Annotated in this window: 23 protein-coding genes and 1 pseudogene; 12 read left to right on the top strand and 12 right to left on the bottom strand. The window is 67.7% G+C overall.

Annotation, left to right across the window (positions count from 1 at the left end; all coding sequences use genetic code 11):
* Positions 1 to 128 precede the first annotated feature (128 nt).
* From gmk to fabG, 7 genes are all read right to left on the bottom strand, one after another.
* Complete coding sequence (gene gmk, locus VEB62_RS11845) at positions 129 to 770, bottom strand: guanylate kinase (RefSeq protein ID WP_324799733.1); 642 nt, start codon at positions 768 to 770, stop codon at positions 129 to 131.
* The gene (locus tag VEB62_RS11840) at positions 760 to 1659 is read right to left on the bottom strand and encodes a YicC/YloC family endoribonuclease (RefSeq protein ID WP_324799730.1); all 900 of its coding nucleotides are present in this window, start codon (positions 1657 to 1659) and stop codon (positions 760 to 762) included. Before VEB62_RS11840 ends, gmk begins: the two co-directional genes overlap by 11 nt.
* The gene (gene mltG, locus VEB62_RS11835; protein ID WP_324799727.1) at positions 1656 to 2855 is read right to left on the bottom strand and encodes an endolytic transglycosylase MltG; all 1200 of its coding nucleotides are present in this window, start codon (positions 2853 to 2855) and stop codon (positions 1656 to 1658) included. The genes VEB62_RS11840 and mltG overlap by 4 nt, the downstream gene beginning before the upstream one ends.
* Complete coding sequence (gene fabF, locus VEB62_RS11830) at positions 2855 to 4135, bottom strand: beta-ketoacyl-ACP synthase II (protein ID WP_324799724.1); 1281 nt, start codon at positions 4133 to 4135, stop codon at positions 2855 to 2857. Before fabF ends, mltG begins: the two co-directional genes overlap by 1 nt.
* A 106-nt stretch (positions 4136 to 4241) precedes the next feature.
* Entirely contained in the window at positions 4242 to 4481 is a 240-nt protein-coding gene (locus VEB62_RS11825; RefSeq protein WP_055830235.1) for an acyl carrier protein, read from the bottom strand.
* Positions 4482 to 4665: 184 nt separating this feature from the next.
* Positions 4666 to 5265, bottom strand: coding sequence for a hypothetical protein (locus VEB62_RS11820; RefSeq protein WP_324799722.1), 600 nt, complete (start codon positions 5263 to 5265; stop codon positions 4666 to 4668).
* Positions 5266 to 5318: 53 nt separating this feature from the next.
* On the bottom strand, positions 5319 to 6059 hold the full coding sequence (gene fabG / locus VEB62_RS11815) for a 3-oxoacyl-[acyl-carrier-protein] reductase (RefSeq protein ID WP_324799719.1): 741 nt from the start codon (positions 6057 to 6059) through the stop codon (positions 5319 to 5321).
* A gap of 69 nt (positions 6060 to 6128) precedes the next feature.
* On the opposite strand from fabG, the pseudogene VEB62_RS16735 reads away from it, so the two are divergent.
* A pseudogene (locus tag VEB62_RS16735) lies at positions 6129 to 7130 on the top strand (serine hydrolase domain-containing protein); the annotation flags it as partial.
* Positions 7123 to 7404, top strand: coding sequence for a hypothetical protein (locus VEB62_RS11810; RefSeq protein ID WP_324799716.1), 282 nt, complete (start codon positions 7123 to 7125; stop codon positions 7402 to 7404). The pseudogene VEB62_RS16735 and the gene VEB62_RS11810, both read left to right, overlap by 8 nt.
* A 7-nt stretch (positions 7405 to 7411) precedes the next feature.
* Here VEB62_RS11810 and fabD read toward each other — a convergent pair whose 3' ends face one another.
* Complete coding sequence (fabD, locus tag VEB62_RS11805; protein WP_324799713.1) at positions 7412 to 8356, bottom strand: ACP S-malonyltransferase; 945 nt, start codon at positions 8354 to 8356, stop codon at positions 7412 to 7414.
* A gap of 232 nt (positions 8357 to 8588) precedes the next feature.
* The gene (locus tag VEB62_RS11800; RefSeq protein WP_324799711.1) at positions 8589 to 9995 is read right to left on the bottom strand and encodes an FAD-binding oxidoreductase; all 1407 of its coding nucleotides are present in this window, start codon (positions 9993 to 9995) and stop codon (positions 8589 to 8591) included.
* 56 nt (positions 9996 to 10051) lie between these two features.
* On the opposite strand from VEB62_RS11800, the gene VEB62_RS11795 reads away from it, so the two are divergent.
* From VEB62_RS11795 to VEB62_RS11785, 3 genes are all read left to right on the top strand, one after another.
* The gene (locus tag VEB62_RS11795) at positions 10052 to 10459 is read left to right on the top strand and encodes an NUDIX hydrolase (protein WP_324799708.1); all 408 of its coding nucleotides are present in this window, start codon (positions 10052 to 10054) and stop codon (positions 10457 to 10459) included.
* Positions 10460 to 10551: 92 nt separating this feature from the next.
* On the top strand, positions 10552 to 11565 hold the full coding sequence (locus tag VEB62_RS11790) for an SPFH domain-containing protein (RefSeq protein WP_324799705.1): 1014 nt from the start codon (positions 10552 to 10554) through the stop codon (positions 11563 to 11565).
* Between the two features lie 3 nt (positions 11566 to 11568).
* Positions 11569 to 12027, top strand: a complete 459-nt coding sequence (locus tag VEB62_RS11785; protein ID WP_324799702.1) for an NfeD family protein — start codon at positions 11569 to 11571, stop codon at positions 12025 to 12027.
* A 51-nt stretch (positions 12028 to 12078) separates the two neighbouring features.
* Here VEB62_RS11785 and rnhA read toward each other — a convergent pair whose 3' ends face one another.
* Complete coding sequence (gene rnhA / locus VEB62_RS11780; protein ID WP_414642043.1) at positions 12079 to 12519, bottom strand: ribonuclease HI; 441 nt, start codon at positions 12517 to 12519, stop codon at positions 12079 to 12081.
* Positions 12520 to 12605: 86 nt separating this feature from the next.
* Here rnhA and VEB62_RS11775 point away from each other — a divergent pair, with 86 nt between their 5' ends.
* The 7 genes from VEB62_RS11775 to VEB62_RS11745 all read left to right on the top strand — a co-directional run bounded on the left by VEB62_RS11775 (position 12606) and on the right by VEB62_RS11745 (position 16376).
* Positions 12606 to 12824 (top strand): hypothetical protein, encoded by a 219-nt coding sequence (locus VEB62_RS11775; RefSeq protein WP_324799700.1) that lies wholly within the window; start codon positions 12606 to 12608, stop codon positions 12822 to 12824.
* 3 nt (positions 12825 to 12827) lie between these two features.
* Positions 12828 to 13217 carry a type II toxin-antitoxin system death-on-curing family toxin gene (locus VEB62_RS11770; protein ID WP_324799698.1) on the top strand — a complete coding sequence of 130 codons (390 nt, stop codon included), beginning with the start codon at positions 12828 to 12830 and terminating at the stop codon, positions 13215 to 13217.
* A gap of 94 nt (positions 13218 to 13311) precedes the next feature.
* On the top strand, positions 13312 to 13530 hold the full coding sequence (locus tag VEB62_RS11765; protein ID WP_324799695.1) for a twin-arginine translocase TatA/TatE family subunit: 219 nt from the start codon (positions 13312 to 13314) through the stop codon (positions 13528 to 13530).
* 29 nt (positions 13531 to 13559) lie between these two features.
* Positions 13560 to 14120 (top strand): Sec-independent protein translocase protein TatB, encoded by a 561-nt coding sequence (tatB, locus tag VEB62_RS11760; protein ID WP_324799692.1) that lies wholly within the window; start codon positions 13560 to 13562, stop codon positions 14118 to 14120.
* Positions 14117 to 15004, top strand: coding sequence for a twin-arginine translocase subunit TatC (tatC, locus tag VEB62_RS11755; RefSeq protein WP_324799689.1), 888 nt, complete (start codon positions 14117 to 14119; stop codon positions 15002 to 15004). Before tatB ends, tatC begins: the two co-directional genes overlap by 4 nt.
* 57 nt (positions 15005 to 15061) lie before the next feature.
* Positions 15062 to 16030: a hypothetical protein gene (locus VEB62_RS11750; RefSeq protein ID WP_324799687.1), complete on the top strand. Its 969-nt coding sequence runs from the start codon at positions 15062 to 15064 to the stop codon at positions 16028 to 16030.
* A gap of 67 nt (positions 16031 to 16097) precedes the next feature.
* Entirely contained in the window at positions 16098 to 16376 is a 279-nt protein-coding gene (locus tag VEB62_RS11745) for a hypothetical protein (protein ID WP_324799684.1), read from the top strand.
* Between the two features lie 73 nt (positions 16377 to 16449).
* Here the strand turns inward: VEB62_RS11745 and glnA are convergent, their stop codons facing one another.
* Positions 16450 to 17856 carry a type I glutamate--ammonia ligase gene (gene glnA, locus VEB62_RS11740; protein ID WP_324799681.1) on the bottom strand — a complete coding sequence of 469 codons (1407 nt, stop codon included), beginning with the start codon at positions 17854 to 17856 and terminating at the stop codon, positions 16450 to 16452.
* Positions 17857 to 17927: 71 nt separating this feature from the next.
* Entirely contained in the window at positions 17928 to 18266 is a 339-nt protein-coding gene (locus VEB62_RS11735; RefSeq protein ID WP_324777049.1) for a P-II family nitrogen regulator, read from the bottom strand.
* Positions 18267 to 18325 lie beyond the last annotated feature (59 nt).

The raw sequence follows: 18325 nt of genomic DNA, 5'->3' as shown, positions 1-18325 counted from the left end.
TTGCAGTTGTGTTGCTGGACTTTCGCTTCCGACACCCGGCGGACTCCGCTTACGCGGCGCAGGTCGATTGAAATCGCAAAGCTATGCACCCGCCCCGGCTGTCGAGGCGCCATTCCGGAGATGCCGGATCAGACCGCCTCGTTGAGCAGGGCGGTCTTGTAGGCGTCGACCCAGACGTTGCGGAAACGCTTCGAGCGTTCGGCGTGGTAGATGTGGGCCAGTTCGGCGTAGGAGCGGTCGAAGTCGTCGTTGACGAAGACGTAGTCGAACTCGCCGCAGTGCTCGATCTCGCCCTTGGCGTTGGCGATGCGGCGGTCGATGACCTCCTCGGCGTCCTGCGAGCGGGTGACCAGGCGGCGGCGCAGTTCCTCGAGGCTGGGCGGCAGGATGAAGACGCGGACGGCGTCCTCGGGACATTTGCGGGCGATGTCGCGGGCCCCCTGCCAGTCGATGTCGAACAGCACATCGCGGCCCTCGGACAGGGCCTTGTCGATCGGGGCGCGGGGGCTGCCGTAGCGGCTGCCGTGCACGTCGGCCCATTCGAGGAAGGCGTCGGCCTCGACCATGCGCTGGAATTCGGCGTCGTCGACAAAATGGTAGTCGCGGTCGGCGACCTCGCCGGGGCGGATGCCGCGGGTGGTCATGGAGATGGACAGTTCGAGGCCGCCGTGGTCGGCCATCAGGCGGCGGCACAGGCTGGTCTTGCCGGCGCCGGACGGGCTGGCGACGATCAGGAGGACGCCGCGACGGGGCGTGCGTTCATTCGACATTCTGGACCTGTTCGCGCAGCTGCTCGATGACGGCCTTCAGCTCGAGGCCGATTCCGGTGAGCGCCGTGGTAGCCGATTTCGAGCAGAGGGTGTTCGCCTCCCTCATGAATTCCTGCATCAGGAAGTCGAGTTTCCGCCCGGCGGGGGGTTGCCGCAACAGTTCGCGGGCCGAGGCGACGTGGGCGGTCAGGCGGTCGAGCTCCTCTCGCACGTCGGCCCGGGTGGCGAGGGCGGCGGCCTCGAGAAAAATACGCTCCTGCAGGGCGGGGGCGCCCGTCTCCACCAGGTTGGGGGCCAGCTCGGTCATGCGGCGGGTGAAGCGGTCGCGGATGGCCTCGACCTGGGCGGCGGCCCCGACCTCCGCGCCGGCGATCAGGCGCTCGACCGAGTCAATGAAGGCCGTGACCAGCGGAAGGAGCTGGGAGCCCTCCCGGTCGCGGGACAGCTGCAGCGCGTCGAAGGCGGCGTCGATCGAGGCGGCCATAGCGGTTTCGACGGCGGCGCGGGCCTCGGGATCCTCGTCCTCCTCGGGCGCTTCCAGCACGCCGCGCAGGGCCAGCAGGCCGTCGGCGGAGGGCGGCGTCGCCCCCTCCTCCGCCAGCTGGTTGGCGAGGGTCAGGTAGCGGGCGAGGATGTCCTCGTTGACCCTGAGCGCGGCGGCGCCGGGGTCGGCGCGTTTGGCCTGGACGCCGACGGTGACCTGGCCGCGGCTGAAATGCTTCTGGGCCGAGGCCCTGGCGGCGCGTTCGAGGCTGTCGAAGCCGGGCGGGCCGCGGAAGCGGACCTCGAGGTTGCGGCCGTTGACCGAGCGGGCCTCGACCGACCACGTCCAGCCGCCCTCCGCGCCCTCGGCCCGGCCGAAGCCTGTCATGCCGCTGATCGTGGTCATTGCGCCGGCGCCGTCTGTCGGGTGGAGGTTTGGGGAACGCGGATGACCCGCGCGCCGGCGGGCACGACGACCCCTTGGGGCGCTCCGGCGGCGTCGGGATCGGCGTTGGGCACGGTGGGGACGGTTCCGGGCACGGCGGGCGGTGGGCTGCCGGGAGGCAGGCCGGCCTTGCGCCGCTCGATCTCGCGCCAGCGGGCGACGTTGGCGAGGTGCTCGTCGAAGGTGCGGGCGAAGACGTGGCCGCCGGTGCCGTCGGCGACGAAGAACAGCTCGTCCGAGGGCGGCGGGTTCAACACGGCGGCCAGGGCCTCGCGGCCCGGATTGGCGATGGGCGTCGGGGGCAGTCCGTCGATCTGGTAGGTGTTCCAGGCGGTCTGGCGGTCCAGCTCGGAGCGGCGGATGCCGCGGCCGAGCGGCCGGCCCCGGGTGATGCCGTAGACGATGGTCGGATCGCTCTCCAGCCGCATGCCGATGCGCAGGCGGTTGGAGAAGACGGCGGCGACGCGCGGCCGCTCGGCGGCCACCCCGGTCTCCTTCTCGACGATCGAGGCGAGGATGACGGCGTCCTCGGGGCTGCGGACCACGGTGCGCGGCGAGCGCCCGGCCCACAGGCGGGCGAGGTTGTCGGCCTGGGCCGTGGTCATGCGGGCGATGACCGAGGCGCGGGTCTCTCCCCGGCTGATTTCATAGGTGTCGGGCCACAGGGAGCCCTCTTCGGGCACGGTGGGGATCTCGCCGGTCAGGAGCGGCTGGTTCATCAGGATGTCGACGGCCTGGGCGGAGGACCAGCCTTCCGGCAGGGTGACGTAGTGGCGGACCACCTTGCCCTCGACCAGCAACACGAGCACCGATCGCAAGGACGCCTTGTCCGGCACCTCATACTCTCCCGCGCGCAGCTTGCGGTCGGCGCCGGTCAGGGTGGCGGCGGCCTTGAACATGTCGGTCGACCGGATCACCCCGGCGGCCTTCAGATTGGCGGCGATGGCGCTCACCCCCGCCCCGCTGGGCAGGGTGACGATGGTGGAGTCCCCCTCGCGCGCCGCCGGTCCCGGGGCGTAGAAGACGCTCCAGGCGGCGACGATGGCGACGATCAGGAAGACGCTGAAGGTGGCCGAGGCGGCCAGCATCGCCGTAACCCCGCCGGATCTGGATCGACCGGCCTTCGGAGCCCCCGCTCCCCGAAAACGTCCGGACATCAGCCCACCTTTTTGAAGATGACGCTGGCGTTGGTGCCGCCGAAGCCGAAGCTGTTGGACATGGCGACATCGATCTTCATCGGCTTGCCCTTGTGCGGGACCAGGTCGATGGCGGTCTCTTGCTCGGGATTGTCGAGGTTGATGGTCGGCGGGGCGATCTGGTCGCGGATGGCGAGGACGCTGAAGATCGATTCGATGGCGCCGGCCGCGCCGAGCAGATGGCCGGTCATCGACTTGGTCGAGGAGACGGCCAGATCCTTCGCATGATCGCCGACCAGCCGCTCGATGGCGCGCAGCTCGATCCAGTCGGCCATGGTCGAGGTGCCGTGGGCATTGACGTAGTCGAGATCCGACGGCTGCATCCCGGCCCGCTTCAGCGCCGCCTTCATGGCGCGCAGGCCGCCCTCCCCGTCCTCGGACGGGGCGGTGATGTGGTAGGCGTCGCCGGACATGCCATAGCCGACGACCTCGGCGTAGATCTTCGCGCCGCGTGCCCTGGCGTGCTCGTATTCCTCCAGCACCATGATGCCGGCGCCCTCGCCCATGACGAAGCCGGCGTGGTCCTTGTCGTAGGGACGGCTGGCCTTTTCGGGCGCGTCGTTGAAGGCGGTGCACAGCGCCTTGCAGGCAAGGAAGCCGGCGATGCCGATCGGCACGATGGAACTCTCGGCCCCACCCGCGACCATGACGTCGGCGTCGTCCAGGGCGATCATCCGGGCCGCATCGCCGATGGCGTGGGCGCCGGTGGCGCAGGCGGTGACCACCGAATGGTTCGGCCCCTTGAGCCCGTGACGGATAGAGATCTGGCCCGAGGTCAGGTTGATCAGGGCCGACGGGATGAAGAAGGGGCTGACCCGGCGCGGGCCTTGCTCCTTGAGGATGATGGCCGTGTCGGCGATGGGTCCGAGGCCGCCGATGCCCGAGCCGACCATGACGCCGGTGCGCTCCCGGTCCTCGTCGCTCTCGGGCTTCCAGTTCGCATCGGCCAGGGCCTCGTCGGCGGCCGCGATGGCGTAGACGATGAAGTCGTCGACCCGCTTGCGGTCCTTGGGCGACATGACCTTCTCGTGGTCGAACACGCCCGGCTCGCCGGGGACGCCGCCGCCGCGACCGTCCACGGACGGAATCTCGCCCGCGATGGTGCAGCCCCAGCCGGTGGCGTCGAAATTGGTGATCGGGCCGATGCCCGAGCGACCTTCGACGATGCCCTTCCAGTTGTGCTCCACCCCCCAGCCGAGGGGGGTGAGAAGACCGAGGCCCGTGACGACGACGCGGCGCATGCGCGCTCCTTCACTCAAAATCTTGACCTTAAACAGTAATGGCCGCCGGGCGGCCCCGCCAGGGGACGCCACGGCGGCCATCAGAGCCGTATCGGGCTGGAGGCGATCAGCCGGCCAGCTTCTCGTCGATGAACTTCACGGCGTCGCCGACGGTCTGGATGTGTTCGGCGGCGTCATCCGGAATCTCGATGTCGAATTCTTCCTCGAAGGCCATGACCAGTTCGACGTTGTCGAGCGAGTCAGCGCCCAGGTCGTCGATGAAGCTGGCCTTTTCAACGACCTTTTCCGGATCGGCGTCCAGGTGGTCGATGACGATCTTGCGGACGCGTTCCAGGGTATCGGACATGTGTGTCTCTGCTCGTTAGGCCGCCGAAGCGGCTGTTGTCTCAGTCCTTGCCGTATGACGACGGCGACGGCTGCGCAAGCCTTCAACGAAGACTCACGCGAACCGGTTGCGGAGGCTTTAGCACAGGCGGGACGGCTGGAAATAGGGTGTAGCTATCCGTGACGTCCTCAGATCCTCGCCATGTCTAGCTCGCTCGGCTCACTAAAATTATTGCCAAGGCCGCAGCGAGGATCGGCGCACCAATGCGAATAAGGTCAATGATGCCCTCTAGCGCTACATACCACTTGGGGTGCTGCATATCGTCTCGGAGGGCCTGTATCCTCACGTCCAGCAGTTTGCGTCTTCTGGTCGCTGCCCTGAGACGCGTTTCTAGTGCCTCGGGATCCAGGATTGCACTGTTGCTTGAGCGTCTCGCCGTAAGCGTCTCTATTTCATCGGCTACGGTGTCCATTTCCCCGAATAAACGATCCGCTCGCTCGTGGAGATGGTCATTCACCCGCCCGTCCAGAATCCGTCGATACCGACTTCCGAGTTGCGCTATCAAGAGCATGTACTGCAGCCCCGAATAGGCAATCGCCGAAAGAGACGCTTGAAACCAGACCCACCCAGGAATGTTCGCAGTTCCCAGCAGAACGCCGAAGGGCTTGGCTTCAAAATAACCTGCTCCGAATAGCCAAACGAGACCGGCCGCGAGTAGCACCCACTTCCGAGCTTTGAGCACGCGGGCGTACGGATCGTCGGCCGCAGTGTGCTCATCATCGCCAAAGATCGACGCAAAGGTCATAGCGGTCGGTCAGTCTTCGCTCATGAAAGTCAGACGGCTGATCTGGAGGGTCATCAGATCATCGCCATGCCGCCGTTGACGTGCAGGGTCTGGCCGGTGACGTAGGCGGCCTCGTCGGAGGACAGATAGACGGCGGCGGCGGCGATCTCCTCGCCGGCGCCGAGACGACCGAGCGGGATGGTCTTGAGGATGGTCTCGCGCTGCTGGTCGTTGAGCACGTCAGTCATTGGCGAGGCGATGAAGCCCGGAGCGATGCAGTTCACGGTGATGCCCCTGGAGCCCACTTCCTGGGCCAGCGACTTGGAGAAGCCGATCATTCCGGCCTTGGAGGCGGCGTAGTTGGTCTGGCCGGGGTTGCCGGTGACGCCGACCACCGAGGTGACGCCGATGATCCGGCCCGAACGGCGCTTCATCATCCCCTTCATGGCGGCGCGCGAGAGGCGGAAATAGCTCTCAAGGTTGACCTTGATGACGTCGGAGAAGTCCTCGTCCTTCATCCGCATCAGCAGACCGTCCTTGGTGATGCCGGCGTTGGCGACGAGGATGTCCAGCGGCGCGCCAGCGGCTTCCTCGGCCCGGGCGACGAGGCCGTCGACCGATTCGGGGTCGGACAGGTTGGCGGCGGCGGCGAAGGCGCGATCACCGAGCTCCTTCGCCAGGTCCTGAAGCACGGCCTCGCGGGTGCCGGACAGGACGACGGCGGCCCCCTGGGCATGCAGGGCGCGGGCGATGGCCCCGCCGATGCCGCCGGTGGCGCCGGTCACGAGCGCGGTCTTGCCTGAGAGGTTGAACATATCGAAAGCTCCGCCATTGTCCTGCACCCGGTCCTATCCGAGGCCGCGCCGCACCGCCAGAGGAACGCCATGCCGGAACGCCCCACACCCGCGAGCGGGTTCCTGACGGACCGCCGGACGCTGCTGCTGGGCGCGGGCGTCCTCGGGCTGACCGGGTGCGCCGGAACGCCCCGCGTCGCGAACGCCACGCGCTTTCCGCAGGTGCAGGCGGTTCTGGACCGCTATGTCGCGGACGGGCGGCTGCCGGGCGCGACAGTGGGCCTGAGGCTCCCCAACGACGAGGACGTCTACCTGCAGGCGGGAACCCAGGACTTCGGCCCCTCCCCGGCCATGAACCGGGACACCGTCTTTCGCATCTATTCCATGAGCAAGCCGGTCACCGGGACGGCGGCGGCCCTGCTGATCGAGGACGGCAAACTGTCGCTGGATCAGCCCGTGACGGATTTCGTGCCGGAGTTCTCGCGCCTGACGGTGGCGATCGATCCGGAGAAGGGGCTGGACGCCCGGCCGGCGACCCGGGTGATGACGGTGCGGCATCTGCTGACCCACACCAGCGGCCTGAGCTACAACATCGCGGGCGATGGCCCGGTGCCGACGGCCTATCGCCGGGCCGGGATATTTCCCTACACGGGCGATCTGGACCCCGGGGAAGCGCCCCGGGTGCATGATCTGGACGAGATGGTCCGGCGGCTGGGCGAGCTTCCCCTGACGTCCGAGCCGGGGACGGCCTACAGCTACAGCGCCTCCCTGGACGTGCTCGGCCTGGTTATCCAGCGGGCCTCGGGCATGAGCTTCCCCGACTTCCTGCGCCGGCGGCTGTTCGATCCGATCGGCATGGATGACACGCGGTTCGGCGTGTCGCCCGAACAGGGGCGCCGGATGGCGGCCCTGTACGACTACTCGCCCCCCGGACGCCGGCCGGACCGCGGCTCCTCCATCGAGGCCTATTCCCGACCGGTGACCCTGTTCGCGGGCGGGGCCGGACTGGTGTCGACGACGGAGGACTATCTGGCCTTCCTGACGATGCTGCTGGAGGACGGCCGGGCGGGCCGGGTGCGGGGTGATGCGGCCCGAAACCGCCCGGCTGGTGCGCACCGACATCATGCCGCCGGAACTGGATTCATATGGAAACGGCTTCGGTTTCGGCGGCTATGTGGCGCGGCCGGGCGCCTGGAACGCCGGCGAGTTCGGCTGGGACGGCGCAGCAGGGACCAAGGCGTGGCTGGACCCGGTCCGCAACTACGCCGCCGTGATGATGGTGCAGTTCTTCCCCTGGGGCGCCGTGCCGATCGCGGAGGAGGTGCGTGGGGCGATCCGGGCGGATCTGGGGATCGTGATGACCTGACGCGCCGTCAGAGCGACCGGGCGAAGGCTTCCAGCTCTTCCGGCGTGTTCAGCGGCAGGCTTTCGGCGTCGGGGGCGATGCGTTTGGCCATGCCCGTCAGGACCTTGCCAGAGCCGATCTCGGCGAAGCGGGTCACGCCGCCTTCGGTCGCCATCCACTCCATGCTCTCGCGCCAGCGGACGCGGCCGGTGACCTGTTCGACCAGCAGGCGGCGGATGACCTCCGGATCGGTCTCCGGGCGGGCGGTGACGTTGGCGACCACGGGTACGGCGGGCGCGACGATGGTCGCCCCAGCCAGGGCGGTGGCCATCTCGTCGGCGGCGGGCTGCATCAGCGGGCAGTGGAAGGGGGCGGAGACGTTCAGCGGGATGGCGCGGGCCCCGAGTTCCTTGGCCTTCTCGATGGCGCGGTCGACGGCGGCCTTCTCACCCGAGATGACGATGTTGCCGGCGTTGTTGTCGTTGGCGACGACGCAGACGCCGACCTCGGAGCCGGCTTTCGCGGCCGCCTCGGCCAAGGCGAGGTCGGTCTTCGGGCCGATCAGCGAAGCCATGGCGCCCCGGCCGACGGGGACGGCTCGCTGCATGGCCTGTCCGCGCAACTTGAGCAGGCGGGCGGTGTCGGACAGCGAGATCGCGCCGACGGCGCACAGGGCGGAGTATTCGCCGAGCGAGTGGCCGGCGACGAAGGCGGCGCGCGTGACGTCGACCCCGAACTCGACCTTGAGAACTCGGACGGCGGCCAGCGACACGGCCATAAGGGCCGGCTGGGCATTCTCGGTCAGGGTGAGCTGTTCCTCGGGGCCTTCCCGCATCATCTGGCTGAGCTTGAAGCCCAGCGCCTCGTCGACCTCGGCGAAGACCTCGCGGGCCGAGACGAAGGCGTCGGCCAGCGCCGCGCCCATGCCGACCGACTGGCTGCCTTGTCCGGGGAACAGCAGGGCGAGGGTCATGGGGGCGCTCCGGGGTGGTGAATCGTGGCGGCAGCGATAAGCCGGGCTCGCCCGGGGAGCAAGCGCGGGCGCATCTCCCCCTTCCGCTCATCCCGGCGAAAGCCGGGACCCAGTGCTTTGGGTGATGGAACCGAGGTTCGATCCCCCGACCGTTCGTCCTGAAGCGCCGGCGTCAAACTGGACAGGACTGGGTCCCGGCTTTCGCCGGGATGAGCGGATTATGTTGTCACCCTCAGAACAGCACGGCCGGGTTCATGATCCGGTGCGGGTCCAGCGCCACGCGGACCGCCTGCATGGTGCGGATCTCCAGCCGGGACTTGTAGCGGCGGGCCTCGTCGGTCTTGAGGCGTCCGAGACCGTGCTCGGCCGAGATGGAGCCTTCGTAGCGGGCGACGACGTCGTGGACGACCTGGGAGCCCTCGGCCCAGCGGGCGAGAAAGGCCTTCAGGTCGCCGCCGGGCGGGCACAGGACGTCGTAGTGGAGGTTGCCGTCGCCGACGTGGCCGAAGGCGCTGACCCGGGCGCCGGGGTGGAAGCGTTCGACGGCGGCGGTGGCCTCCTCGAGGAAGTCGGCGATGCGCGAGATCGGCACAGAGACGTCGTGCTTCCAGCCGCCGCCCTCGGGCTTCTGGGCGGCGGACTGCTCCTCGCGGACCTTCCAGAAGGCGGCGCGCTGGCTGTCGTTCTGGGCGATGGCGGCGTCGGTGACCAGGCCGGTCTCGAAAGCGTGGGTCAGCAGCCGCTCCATGGCCGCGTCGGCGGCGCCGGGCTCGCCGGAGACCAGCTCGATCAGGACGTACCAGGGCGGGGTCGAGTCCAGCGGCTCGCGCGTGTCGGGGATGTTGGCGAGGACGAACGCCATGCCGATGCGCTTCATCAGCTCGAAGGCTTCGACGCCGCCGCCGGTCTCGGCCTTGGCCCGGGCCAGCAGATCGATGGCGGCGGCGGGGCTGTCGAGGCCGACCATGGCGGTGGCGCGGGAACGCATGACCGGGAACAGCTTCAGGGTGGCGGCGGTGACCACGCCCAGGGTGCCCTCGGCGCCGATCAGCAGCTGTTTCAGGTCGTAGCCGGTGTTGTCCTTGCGCAACCGCTTGAGGCCGTGGAAGACCTCGCCGTCGGGCAGCACGGCCTCGATCCCGAGCACCAGGTCGCGCATGACGCCGTAGCGGAGCACGGCGGTGCCGCCGGCGTTGGTCGAGATGACGCCGCCGATGGTGGCGGTGCCCTCGGCGGCGAGGCTGAGCGGGAACATCCGGTCGACGGCGGCGGCGGCCTGCTGGGCCTCCAGAAGGGTGATCCCGGCCTCGACGGTCATGGCGTCGTCCAGCGGGGTCACGTCGCGGACAGCGCGCAGCTTGCGGGTCGAGAGCAGCACCTCGCCATAGGGAATCTGGCCGCCGACGAGGCCGGTATCGCCGCCCTGCGGGACGAGGGCGACGCGGTGTTCGGCGCAGAGCCGGACCGCGGCGGCCACCTGCTCCGTCGAGCGGGGCGTCAGCATCAGCGGCGAATGCCCCTGCCAGCGATTGCGCCACTCCGTGAGCCACGGGGCGATCTCGGCAGGATCATCGGTCCAGCCTCCGTCGCCGAGGGCGGACTTGAGGGCGGCGATGGCGGTGGGAGACGGCGGAGTCATGGCGCCCGTTGTGTCAAAGTCGTGGGCGCAGCGAAAGGCCCAAGCTAGGGTTGGTCATGTCCATCGTCCTGACCACTCCTGTCCCATGCGTCGGCGTGGTCTGCCTGCGTGGCGGAGAGGTGTTGCTGATCCGGCGCGGGCGGCCACCGCGACAGGGCGAGTGGAGTCTGCCGGGCGGTCGGATCGAGCCGGGCGAGCGGGCGGTGGACGCGGCCCTGCGGGAACTGCGCGAGGAGACCGGAGTGGAGGCCGAGATCATCGGACTGGTGGATGTGGTGGACGGTCTCTTCCCGGACGCAGGCCGGCACTATGTGCTGATCGACTACGCCGCCCGCTGGGTGTCGGGCGAGCCGGTCGCCGGCGACGACGCGCTGGAGGCGCGATTCGTGGCCTTGGACCAGGTGGAGGCGTTGGTCGACTGGGCCGAGACGCGGCGGGTGATCGGGATGGCGGCGGCGCTCTAGTCGGCAAAGATTACACGGATGTCATCTTCAGCCGTCCGGTTTCTGTGGCGTGGGGGCCACAGGGTGCTAACCTGAGCCGGACAGGAGACATCATGGACACCTCGGTTCTTTTCACTCTCGCCCTGGTCGCGCTGGCCTTCGTTCTGCTATTCAGCGTGGTAAAGATCGTGCCGCAAGGGCGTGAATTCACGGTCGAACGATTCGGCAAATACACCCGCACCCTGGCCCCCGGCATCAGCATTCTGACGCCCTTCGTCGAGCGGGTCGGGCGGCGCATGAACATGATGGAGCAGGTCCTCGACGTGCCCCAGCAGGAGGTCATCACCAAGGACAACGCCATGGTGAAGGTCGACGCCATCGTCTTCATCCAGGTGATGGAGGCCTCGGCCGCCGCCTACCGGATCGAAAACCTGCCCTACGCCATCACCCAGCTGTGCTCGACCAATCTGCGTACTGTGGTCGGCTCGATGGAGCTGGACGAGGTGCTGTTCCAGCGCGACTCGATCAACTCGCGACTGCTGACCGTGATCGACGCGGCGACCGAACCGTGGGGCGTCAAGGTCAATCGGATCGAGATCAAGGACCTGACCCCGCCGGCGGACATCACCAACGCCATGGCCCGCCAGATGAAGGCCGAGCGCGAGCGCCGCGCCGTCATCACCGAGGCCGACGGCGAGAAACAGGCCGCGATCGCCCGCGCCGAGGGCGCCAAACAGGCCGCCATCCTCGAGGCCGAGGGCCGGCGCGAGGCCGCCTTCCGCGACGCCGAAGCCCGCGAGCGCGAAGCCGAGGCCGAGGCCAAGGCGACCGCCATGGTGTCCGAGGCCATCGCCCGCGGCGACGTCAACGCCATCAACTACTTCGTGGCCCAGAAATACGTCGAGGCCTTCGCCGAACTGGCCCGCAATCCGACGGCCAAGACGGTCATCGTGCCGGCCGAGATGTCCGGACTGGTCGGCACCATCGCCGGCCTGGGCGAGCTGGTCGGCCTGGCCCGGGAACAGCAGCAGGGCCGCAGCGACGTGCGCCGGGATGCGCCGCCCGCCCCGCCGCGCCCCGCCCCGCCCCGCCCGCCTCGCGGCGGCGGCTCCGTTCCGGGAACCTAGGCCATGAACGCGCTGATCGACCTGCACGCCGCACAGCCCTACTGGATCTGGCTGGCGCTGGGCGTGATGCTGCTGGCGGTGGAAGCCGCCTTCTCGACCGAATGGCTGCTGTGGCCGGCGGTGGCGGCGGGGGTCGTGGCGGTCGCCACCGCCCTCGGCCTGCCGTTGGGACCGCTGGGCGAGATACTGCTGTTCGCGGTGCTGACCGTCGCGGCCACCCTGCTGTCGCGGCGGCTTATCCAGCGGGTCAACCCGTCCGACAGCCCCGATATCAACGCCCGCGACAGCCGCCTTATCGGCCAGCGGGCGCAGGTGGTGCAGGCCTTCGTCGACGGCCGCGGCCGGGTGTTCGTCTCGGGGGCCGAATGGGTCGCCGAGATCGAGGGCGCGGCGCCGCTGGCGGGCGAGAGCGTGATCGTCGAGGCGATGGACGGACCGAAGCTGAAGGTTCGGGCCGTCTGATCACCATCCGCTCATCCGGGCTTTCGCCGGGATGAGCGGAGAGTTGTGAGCCTAGCTCCTCATATCCTCGATCCCGCGATTGGCGAGACCGTCGGCGCGTTCGTTGAGGACGTGGCCGGCGTGCCCCTTGACCCAGTGCCATTTGACGTCGTGCCGGGCGCGGGCGACGTCGAGCCGCTTCCACAGGTCCTCGTTCTTGACCGGCTTCTTGTCGGCCGTCTTCCAGCCGCGCGCCTTCCAGCCCCGGATCCATTCGGTGATTCCGGTCATGACGTATTTGCTGTCAGTGTGCAGGTCGACGCGGCAGGGCCGGGTCAGGGCCTCGAGCGCCATGATGGCGCCCATCAGCTCCATGCGGTTATTGGTGGTCAGCGGCTCGCCGCCCCACAGCTCCTTCTCGTGACCGCCGCCGGTCTGCAGGATCGCGCCCCAGCCGCCGGGACCGGGATTGCCCTTGCAGGCGCCGTCGGTGTGGATGATCACATGGGACAAGAGCGAACCTTCAGTCAGCGGCTCCTACCTCCGATTGGTTGGAGGCGAATCCGGTTTGGCGTATGTTCCTAGGCAGGAGAGACGTCATGATCCACCTGAAGATATCCGAGCTCGGCGGAAAAACGGTCATTGAGCTCAATGAGGCGGACCTCGCCAAACTGGGCGGGGCGATCGGCGACACCGTGAAGCTCGATGAGAGCGCCATCGAGATTCTGAGCAGCGAGTCCGAAACGGAACGTCAGTTGGCCGTCGTGCGTGAGGTCATGGTCGACTATCGCGAAACGCTCGACGCACTCGCCCGCTGAATCATGACCGAACCGATCTGGCTGGACCAGTCCGCCATGATGCAGGCCCATGACGAAGTCATCGCCCTGACCGGCGGCGCAGCGGGCTTGCGGGACGAGGGTCTGCTGCTGTCCGCGCTGAGCCGGCCATTGAACGCCTATGGCTACGAGGGTCAGGACGACATCGCCGTGCTGGGCGCGACCTATGCGGTGGCCATCGCCAAGAACCATCCCTTCATCGATGGCAACAAGCGCGCGGCCTTCGTCGGCATGGTCGTGTTTCTGGCCCGCAACGGCCTTCGTCTCAGGGCGACCCAGGACGACGCCACGGCCACCATCTATGGCGTGGCCGAGGGCAGGATCGACATCGACGCCCTCGCCGTCTGGATTCGTGAAAACAGCGCGGCGACCTGACGCGGCAATCGCTTGGCGTCGCGCCACTGAACGGCCTATATGCGGCGGAAGAGTTTGAGCGGGTCGGACATCGGCCGGACGAGGAGAGTTTCTGATGGGTCTCGGCAATCCCTGGCATTGGATTCCGATCGTTCTAGTCCTGCTCGTCTTGTTTGGCGGGCGCGGCAAGATTTCCGGCCTGATGGGCGACGCCGCCAAAGGCATCAAGGCCTTTCGCGAGGGCCTGAAGGATACCGACGCCGACAAGCCGAAGGACGAGCGCGCCGGCGCGCTGCCTCGTACGGACGCCGAAAAAGAAGACCTGAAGTCGTAGTTCCCTACTCACGTCGGAGACCCTGACGGATGGGTGGACTTGGTCCCGGCATCGGCGGGCTTGAAATTCTTGTCATCGGCATAGCGGCCCTGCTGGTGGTGGGGCCGAAAGATTTGCCGTTGCTGATGCGCAAGCTCGGCAAGGCCATGGCCAAGGCGCGCGCTATGGCCAACGAGTTCCGCTCCAGCTTCGACGAGATGGCGCGGCAATCGGAACTCGATGAGTTGCGCAAAGAAGTCGAGGCGCTGCGCACGGGTCAAGGGATGGTGCCGCTTGGAGCCGAGGCTGACTCCGCCTTCCGCGATATCCGCAATGACCTGAACAAGCCGCTCTACACGCCCGCCGACCCACCGACCCTGACCGGGCCGGACGAATGGCCGGACGGCGCGCCGGTCATGGAGCCGCTGGAGATCTTGGCTGAACCCAAACCGAAGCCGAAGCCACGCGCCGGCACGGCGTCGACGAAGACGCGCGTAACGAAGACGGCTGCGCCGAAAACGGCCGCGACACCCAAGGCCGCGCGAGAAGCCTCGGTCAAACTGGCCAGCGGCAAGTCCCGGCCGATCCGCGCGAAGAAGGTGGACCTGTGAGCCGGGCCGAACGGGACGAGGATGAGATCGAGGCGTCGCGCGCGCCGCTGATGGATCACCTGATCGAACTGCGGGGCCGGCTGGTGATCTGCGTAATCGCATTCGCGCTTGGCTTCATCCTGTGCTTCGCCTTCTCGGAGCCTCTGTACATCTTCCTGGTCAAGCCGTTCGCGGCCGCCGCGGCCTTCCACTCAGCGGTCGGCCCGGGGGGGCATGTCTCGCCGCTGGATCTGATCCTCGGCACGGCCGGCTTGAAGCCGCTGCCGGTCGTCGATGGCCAGATGGTCAACTTGATCTACACGGCGCCGCTCGAAATCCTCTTCACCAAGATGAAGCTGGCCGGTTTCGGGGCTATTGTCGTGACGTTCCCCATTCTAGCGTGGCAGCTGTACCGGTTCGTGGCGCCGGGCTTGTACCGCAACGAGAAGGGCGCTTTCCTGCCCTTCCTGATCGCGGCGCCTCTGCTGTTCTTGCTCGGCGCGGCGCTGGTCTATTTCGTCATGCTGCCGTTCGTCATGTGGTTCTCGCTGAGCCAGCAGATCGCGGGCGGCGGCGTCTCGGCGGAACTGCTGCCCAAGGTCTCGGACTACCTGAACCTGGTCACGGCCCTGCTGCTAGCGTTCGGCCTGTGCTTCCAGCTGCCGGTGGTGATGACCCTGCTGGGCCTCGCCGGTATCATCAGCTCGAAGGTTATGGCCGAAGGCCGTCGCTACGCGATCATGGCCGTCGTGGTGGTCGCAGCTGTGGTCACTCCACCCGACCCGATTAGCCAGGTCATGTTGGCCGTGCCGCTGGTGCTGCTCTACGAGGTGTCGATCTGGTGCGTGCGGCTGATCGAACTGCGGCGCAAGAAGGCGGACGCGGCAGAGGGCGTCGCCGCCTGAGCGTTAGGCGAAGCGTAACGCTGGATTGCTAACCTCCCGGCGAACGGGAGAACGGCCATGGGCCTGACGGACCTTTGCACCGATATCGTGGCGCGCGGCGAAGTGACCGCCAACGACGTGCTGGCTCTGCGTCGCGAGGTGTTCGGGGAGATCACCGTCACGCCCGAAGAGGTCGAGGCGTTGTTTCGCGTCGATGAGGGCACGGAACGCCGGGTCCCGGAATGGCGGGCCTTCTTCCTGGAGGCCATGACCGACTGGCTGGTGCGGCAGCAGGAGCCGTCGGGCTACATCACCCAGGAGCAGGCCGACTGGCTGGTCGCGCGGATCGAGGCGGACCGGCGGGTTCGCAACGGCACTGAACTGGAACTGGTCGTGCGCGCGCTGGAACTGGCGGACGAGGCCCCGGCCTCCCTGTCCGCCTTCGGCCTGTCGCTGGTCACGCGGGCGGTGGTCGAGAACGACGGGATCATTTCGGCCGACGAGGTCGAGCGTATGCGGCGTCTGGTCTTCGCCCTCGCCGGGCCCGGCCGGATGGCCGTGACGCGCGAGGAGGCCGGCGCGCTGTTCGACCTGAACGACGCCACCCGCGGCCGCGACAACGATCCCGGCTGGACCGATTTCTTCAAGCGCGCGGTGGCCAATGCGGTAACTGCGGCGGCGGGCTGGGCTCCGCCGGAGCGGGCCGAGGCCCTGCGCCGACAGGCCTGGCTGGAGGCTCCCGAGGGAGACCCGGTCGGCCTGGTGGGCGAAACCCTGGCGGAAACCGGCCGACTGACGCCCGCCCGCATTCGCGACGCCCTGTTCGGCAGCGACCATGCCTATCAGGCTGAGCACGTCGCGAGACACGAGAGGGAGATCGCCAGCGCCGCACCTGTTGATCGTGAGGAGGCCTGCTGGCTGCTGGATCGCATCGGCCGCGACGGCGAGTTCGACGTCAACGAGCGCGCCCTGATCGGTTTCCTGCGGGAGATCGCGCCAGGCGTCGATCCGGCCTTGCAGCCGTTGGTCGACCGGGCCGCGGCCTGAGGAGCGCCGACCGGAACCGGACCGGAGCGTGGCCGTTTGGGCAGGGTTCCCGTTTCAGGAGTCCGCCATGTCCAGCCTCAACCGTCTGACCCTCGCCGCCTCGATCGGCGCTTTCGCTCTTATCGCGGCGGCCTGCACGCCTGCGGACAACGACGCCGACACCGCCGACGGCGACACCGATACGACGATCGTGGAAACCCGCGAGGTTCCAGCCAACCCTGTCGTGGTCGAGCGTGAAGTGCCCGTCCCGACGCCGCCGGTGGTGGTCGAAGACCGCCGCGATGGCGACAGCACCACCGTTCGCGCCGGCAGGGACGGCCTCGAAGTCGAAACCACCAACCGCTGATCCGGCCGCCAGATGAAGAAGGGGCCGGACAGTTTCCCGCCCGGCCCCTTCGATCGTCAGCCCCGGCTGTCGATCAGCAGCTGTAGTACATGTCGAATTCGACCGGGTGCGGATGCAATTGCAGACGCATCACCTCTTCCATCTTGAGCTCAATATAGCTGTCGATGAAGTCATCGTCCATGACGCCGCCCTTCTTGAGGAAGGCGCGGTCCTTGTCGAGGTTCTCCAGCGCTTCCTTCAGCGAGCCGCACACCTCGGGAATGTTGCTACGCTCTTCCGGCGGCAGGTCGTAGAGGTTCTTGTCGGCGGCCGCGCCCGGATCGATGCGGTTCTCGATGCCGTCGAGGCCGGCCATCAGCAGGGCGACGAAGGTCAGGTAGGGGTTGCCCATCGGATCCGGGAAACGGGCCTCGATGCGCTTGGCCTTGGGCGAGTTGACCCACGGAATGCGGATCGACGCCGAGCGGTTGCGCGACGAATAGGCCAGTTTCACCGGCGCTTCGTAGCCGGGCACCAGCCGCTTGTAGGAGTTGGTGGTCGAGTTGGAGAAGGCGTTGATGGCCTTGGCGTGCTTGATGATGCCGCCGATGTACCAGAGGCACAGGTCCGACAGGCCGGCGTATTTGTCGCCCGCGAACAGCGGCTTGCCGTCGCGCCAGATCGACTGGTGCACGTGCATGCCCGAGCCGTTGTCGCCGAAGGTCGGCTTGGCCATGAAGGTGGCCGACTTGCCATAGGCGGCGGCGACGTTGTGGATGACGTATTTGTAGAGCTGCAGGCGGTCGGCCATGGTCAGCAGGTCGCTGAACTTCAGGCCCAGTTCGTGCTGGGCCGGGGCGACCTCGTGGTGGTGCTTCTCGGGCTGCATGCCCAGGTCGCGCATCACGCCCAGCATCTCGCCGCGCAGGTCCTGGGCGCTGTCCACCGGGTTGACCGGGAAATAGCCGCCCTTGGGCCCCGGGCGGTGGCCCATGTTGCCTTCCGAGTATTCGGCGCCGGTGTTGGCCGGCAACTCGATCGAATCATAGGCGTAGCCGGTGTCGTGCGGGGCGGTGCTCCAGCGCACGTCGTCGAAGATGAAGAACTCGGCTTCCGGACCGAAGAAGACGGTGTCGCCCACGCCCGAGGACTGGACATAGGCCAGGGCCTTCTTGGCCATCGAGCGGCTGTCGCGGTTGTAGGGCTCGCCGGTGTCCGGGTTCAGCACGTCGCAGAACAGGAACAGCGTGGTCTGCTGGTAGAACGGGTCGATGTACGAGCTGGTCAGGTCCGGCTTGAGCAGCATGTCGGACTCGTTGATCGCCTTCCAGCCGGCGATCGAGGAGCCGTCGAACATGGTTCCCTCTTCCAGGAACTCTTCGTCGACCAGATCGATGTCGAAGGTGACGTGCTGCAGACGCCCCTTGGTGTCGGTGAAGCGGAGGTCGACGTATTTGACGTCCTTGTCCTTGATCTCCGAAAGGATTTTCTTGGCGCTCATTCTCGAGGGTCCGTTTCTTGGGGGAGGATAATGAAACGGCCGCCCCGAAGGGCGGCCGGCAGTCTTGGCGGTCAGACGGCCTGGGCCCCCGTTTCGCCGGTGCGGATGCGGATGACGTCCAGGACGTCGGACACGAAAATCTTGCCGTCGCCGATCTTGCCGGTGCGGGCGGCGGTCTGGATCGCGTCGATGACCGACGAGACCATATCGTCGGGAACCACGACCTCGATCTTGATCTTGGGCAGGAAGTCGATGACGTACTCGGCTCCCCGATAGAGTTCGGAGTGGCCCTTCTGGCGGCCATATCCCTTGGCCTCCAGTACGGTCATGCCTTGCACCCCGGCGTCCTGGAGCGCTTCTTTCACTTCATCCAGCTTGAACGGCTTGATGACGGCTTCGATCTTTTTCATCGGCAATCCCAGGCGGGCGAAATAGGCCTCGCGCTCGGGCAGCAAAGGGACATTGCATT

The organism is Brevundimonas sp., assembly GCF_035626975.1.
GTDB lineage: Bacteria > Pseudomonadota > Alphaproteobacteria > Caulobacterales > Caulobacteraceae > Brevundimonas.
The sequence above is the reverse complement of the archived record's forward strand: the minus strand, read 5'-3'. Positions and strand labels throughout refer to the sequence as shown.

Excerpts from the sequence above, each read along its gene's own strand:
- mltG (WP_324799727.1), bottom strand. The coding sequence starts at position 2,855 with ATGTCCGGACGTTTTCGGGGAGCGGGGGCTCCGAAGGCCGGTCGATCC.
- VEB62_RS11765 (WP_324799695.1), top strand. The coding sequence starts at position 13,312 with ATGGGTCTCGGCAATCCCTGGCATTGGATTCCGATCGTTCTAGTCCTG.
- gmk (WP_324799733.1), bottom strand. The coding sequence starts at position 770 with ATGTCGAATGAACGCACGCCCCGTCGCGGCGTCCTCCTGATCGTCGCC.
- VEB62_RS11785 (WP_324799702.1), top strand. The coding sequence starts at position 11,569 with ATGAACGCGCTGATCGACCTGCACGCCGCACAGCCCTACTGGATCTGG.
- VEB62_RS11825 (WP_055830235.1), bottom strand. The coding sequence starts at position 4,481 with ATGTCCGATACCCTGGAACGCGTCCGCAAGATCGTCATCGACCACCTG.
- VEB62_RS11810 (WP_324799716.1), top strand. The coding sequence starts at position 7,123 with ATGCGGCCCGAAACCGCCCGGCTGGTGCGCACCGACATCATGCCGCCG.
- fabF (WP_324799724.1), bottom strand. The coding sequence starts at position 4,135 with ATGCGCCGCGTCGTCGTCACGGGCCTCGGTCTTCTCACCCCCCTCGGC.
- fabG (WP_324799719.1), bottom strand. The coding sequence starts at position 6,059 with ATGTTCAACCTCTCAGGCAAGACCGCGCTCGTGACCGGCGCCACCGGC.
- VEB62_RS11840 (WP_324799730.1), bottom strand. The coding sequence starts at position 1,659 with ATGACCACGATCAGCGGCATGACAGGCTTCGGCCGGGCCGAGGGCGCG.
- VEB62_RS11790 (WP_324799705.1), top strand. The coding sequence starts at position 10,552 with ATGGACACCTCGGTTCTTTTCACTCTCGCCCTGGTCGCGCTGGCCTTC.
- VEB62_RS11745 (WP_324799684.1), top strand. The coding sequence starts at position 16,098 with ATGTCCAGCCTCAACCGTCTGACCCTCGCCGCCTCGATCGGCGCTTTC.
- VEB62_RS11795 (WP_324799708.1), top strand. The coding sequence starts at position 10,052 with ATGTCCATCGTCCTGACCACTCCTGTCCCATGCGTCGGCGTGGTCTGC.
- VEB62_RS11735 (WP_324777049.1), bottom strand. The coding sequence starts at position 18,266 with ATGAAAAAGATCGAAGCCGTCATCAAGCCGTTCAAGCTGGATGAAGTG.
- tatB (WP_324799692.1), top strand. The coding sequence starts at position 13,560 with ATGGGTGGACTTGGTCCCGGCATCGGCGGGCTTGAAATTCTTGTCATC.
- VEB62_RS11750 (WP_324799687.1), top strand. The coding sequence starts at position 15,062 with ATGGGCCTGACGGACCTTTGCACCGATATCGTGGCGCGCGGCGAAGTG.
- fabD (WP_324799713.1), bottom strand. The coding sequence starts at position 8,356 with ATGACCCTCGCCCTGCTGTTCCCCGGACAAGGCAGCCAGTCGGTCGGC.
- glnA (WP_324799681.1), bottom strand. The coding sequence starts at position 17,856 with ATGAGCGCCAAGAAAATCCTTTCGGAGATCAAGGACAAGGACGTCAAA.
- VEB62_RS11800 (WP_324799711.1), bottom strand. The coding sequence starts at position 9,995 with ATGACTCCGCCGTCTCCCACCGCCATCGCCGCCCTCAAGTCCGCCCTC.
- VEB62_RS11820 (WP_324799722.1), bottom strand. The coding sequence starts at position 5,265 with ATGACCTTTGCGTCGATCTTTGGCGATGATGAGCACACTGCGGCCGAC.
- VEB62_RS11775 (WP_324799700.1), top strand. The coding sequence starts at position 12,606 with ATGATCCACCTGAAGATATCCGAGCTCGGCGGAAAAACGGTCATTGAG.
- VEB62_RS11770 (WP_324799698.1), top strand. The coding sequence starts at position 12,828 with ATGACCGAACCGATCTGGCTGGACCAGTCCGCCATGATGCAGGCCCAT.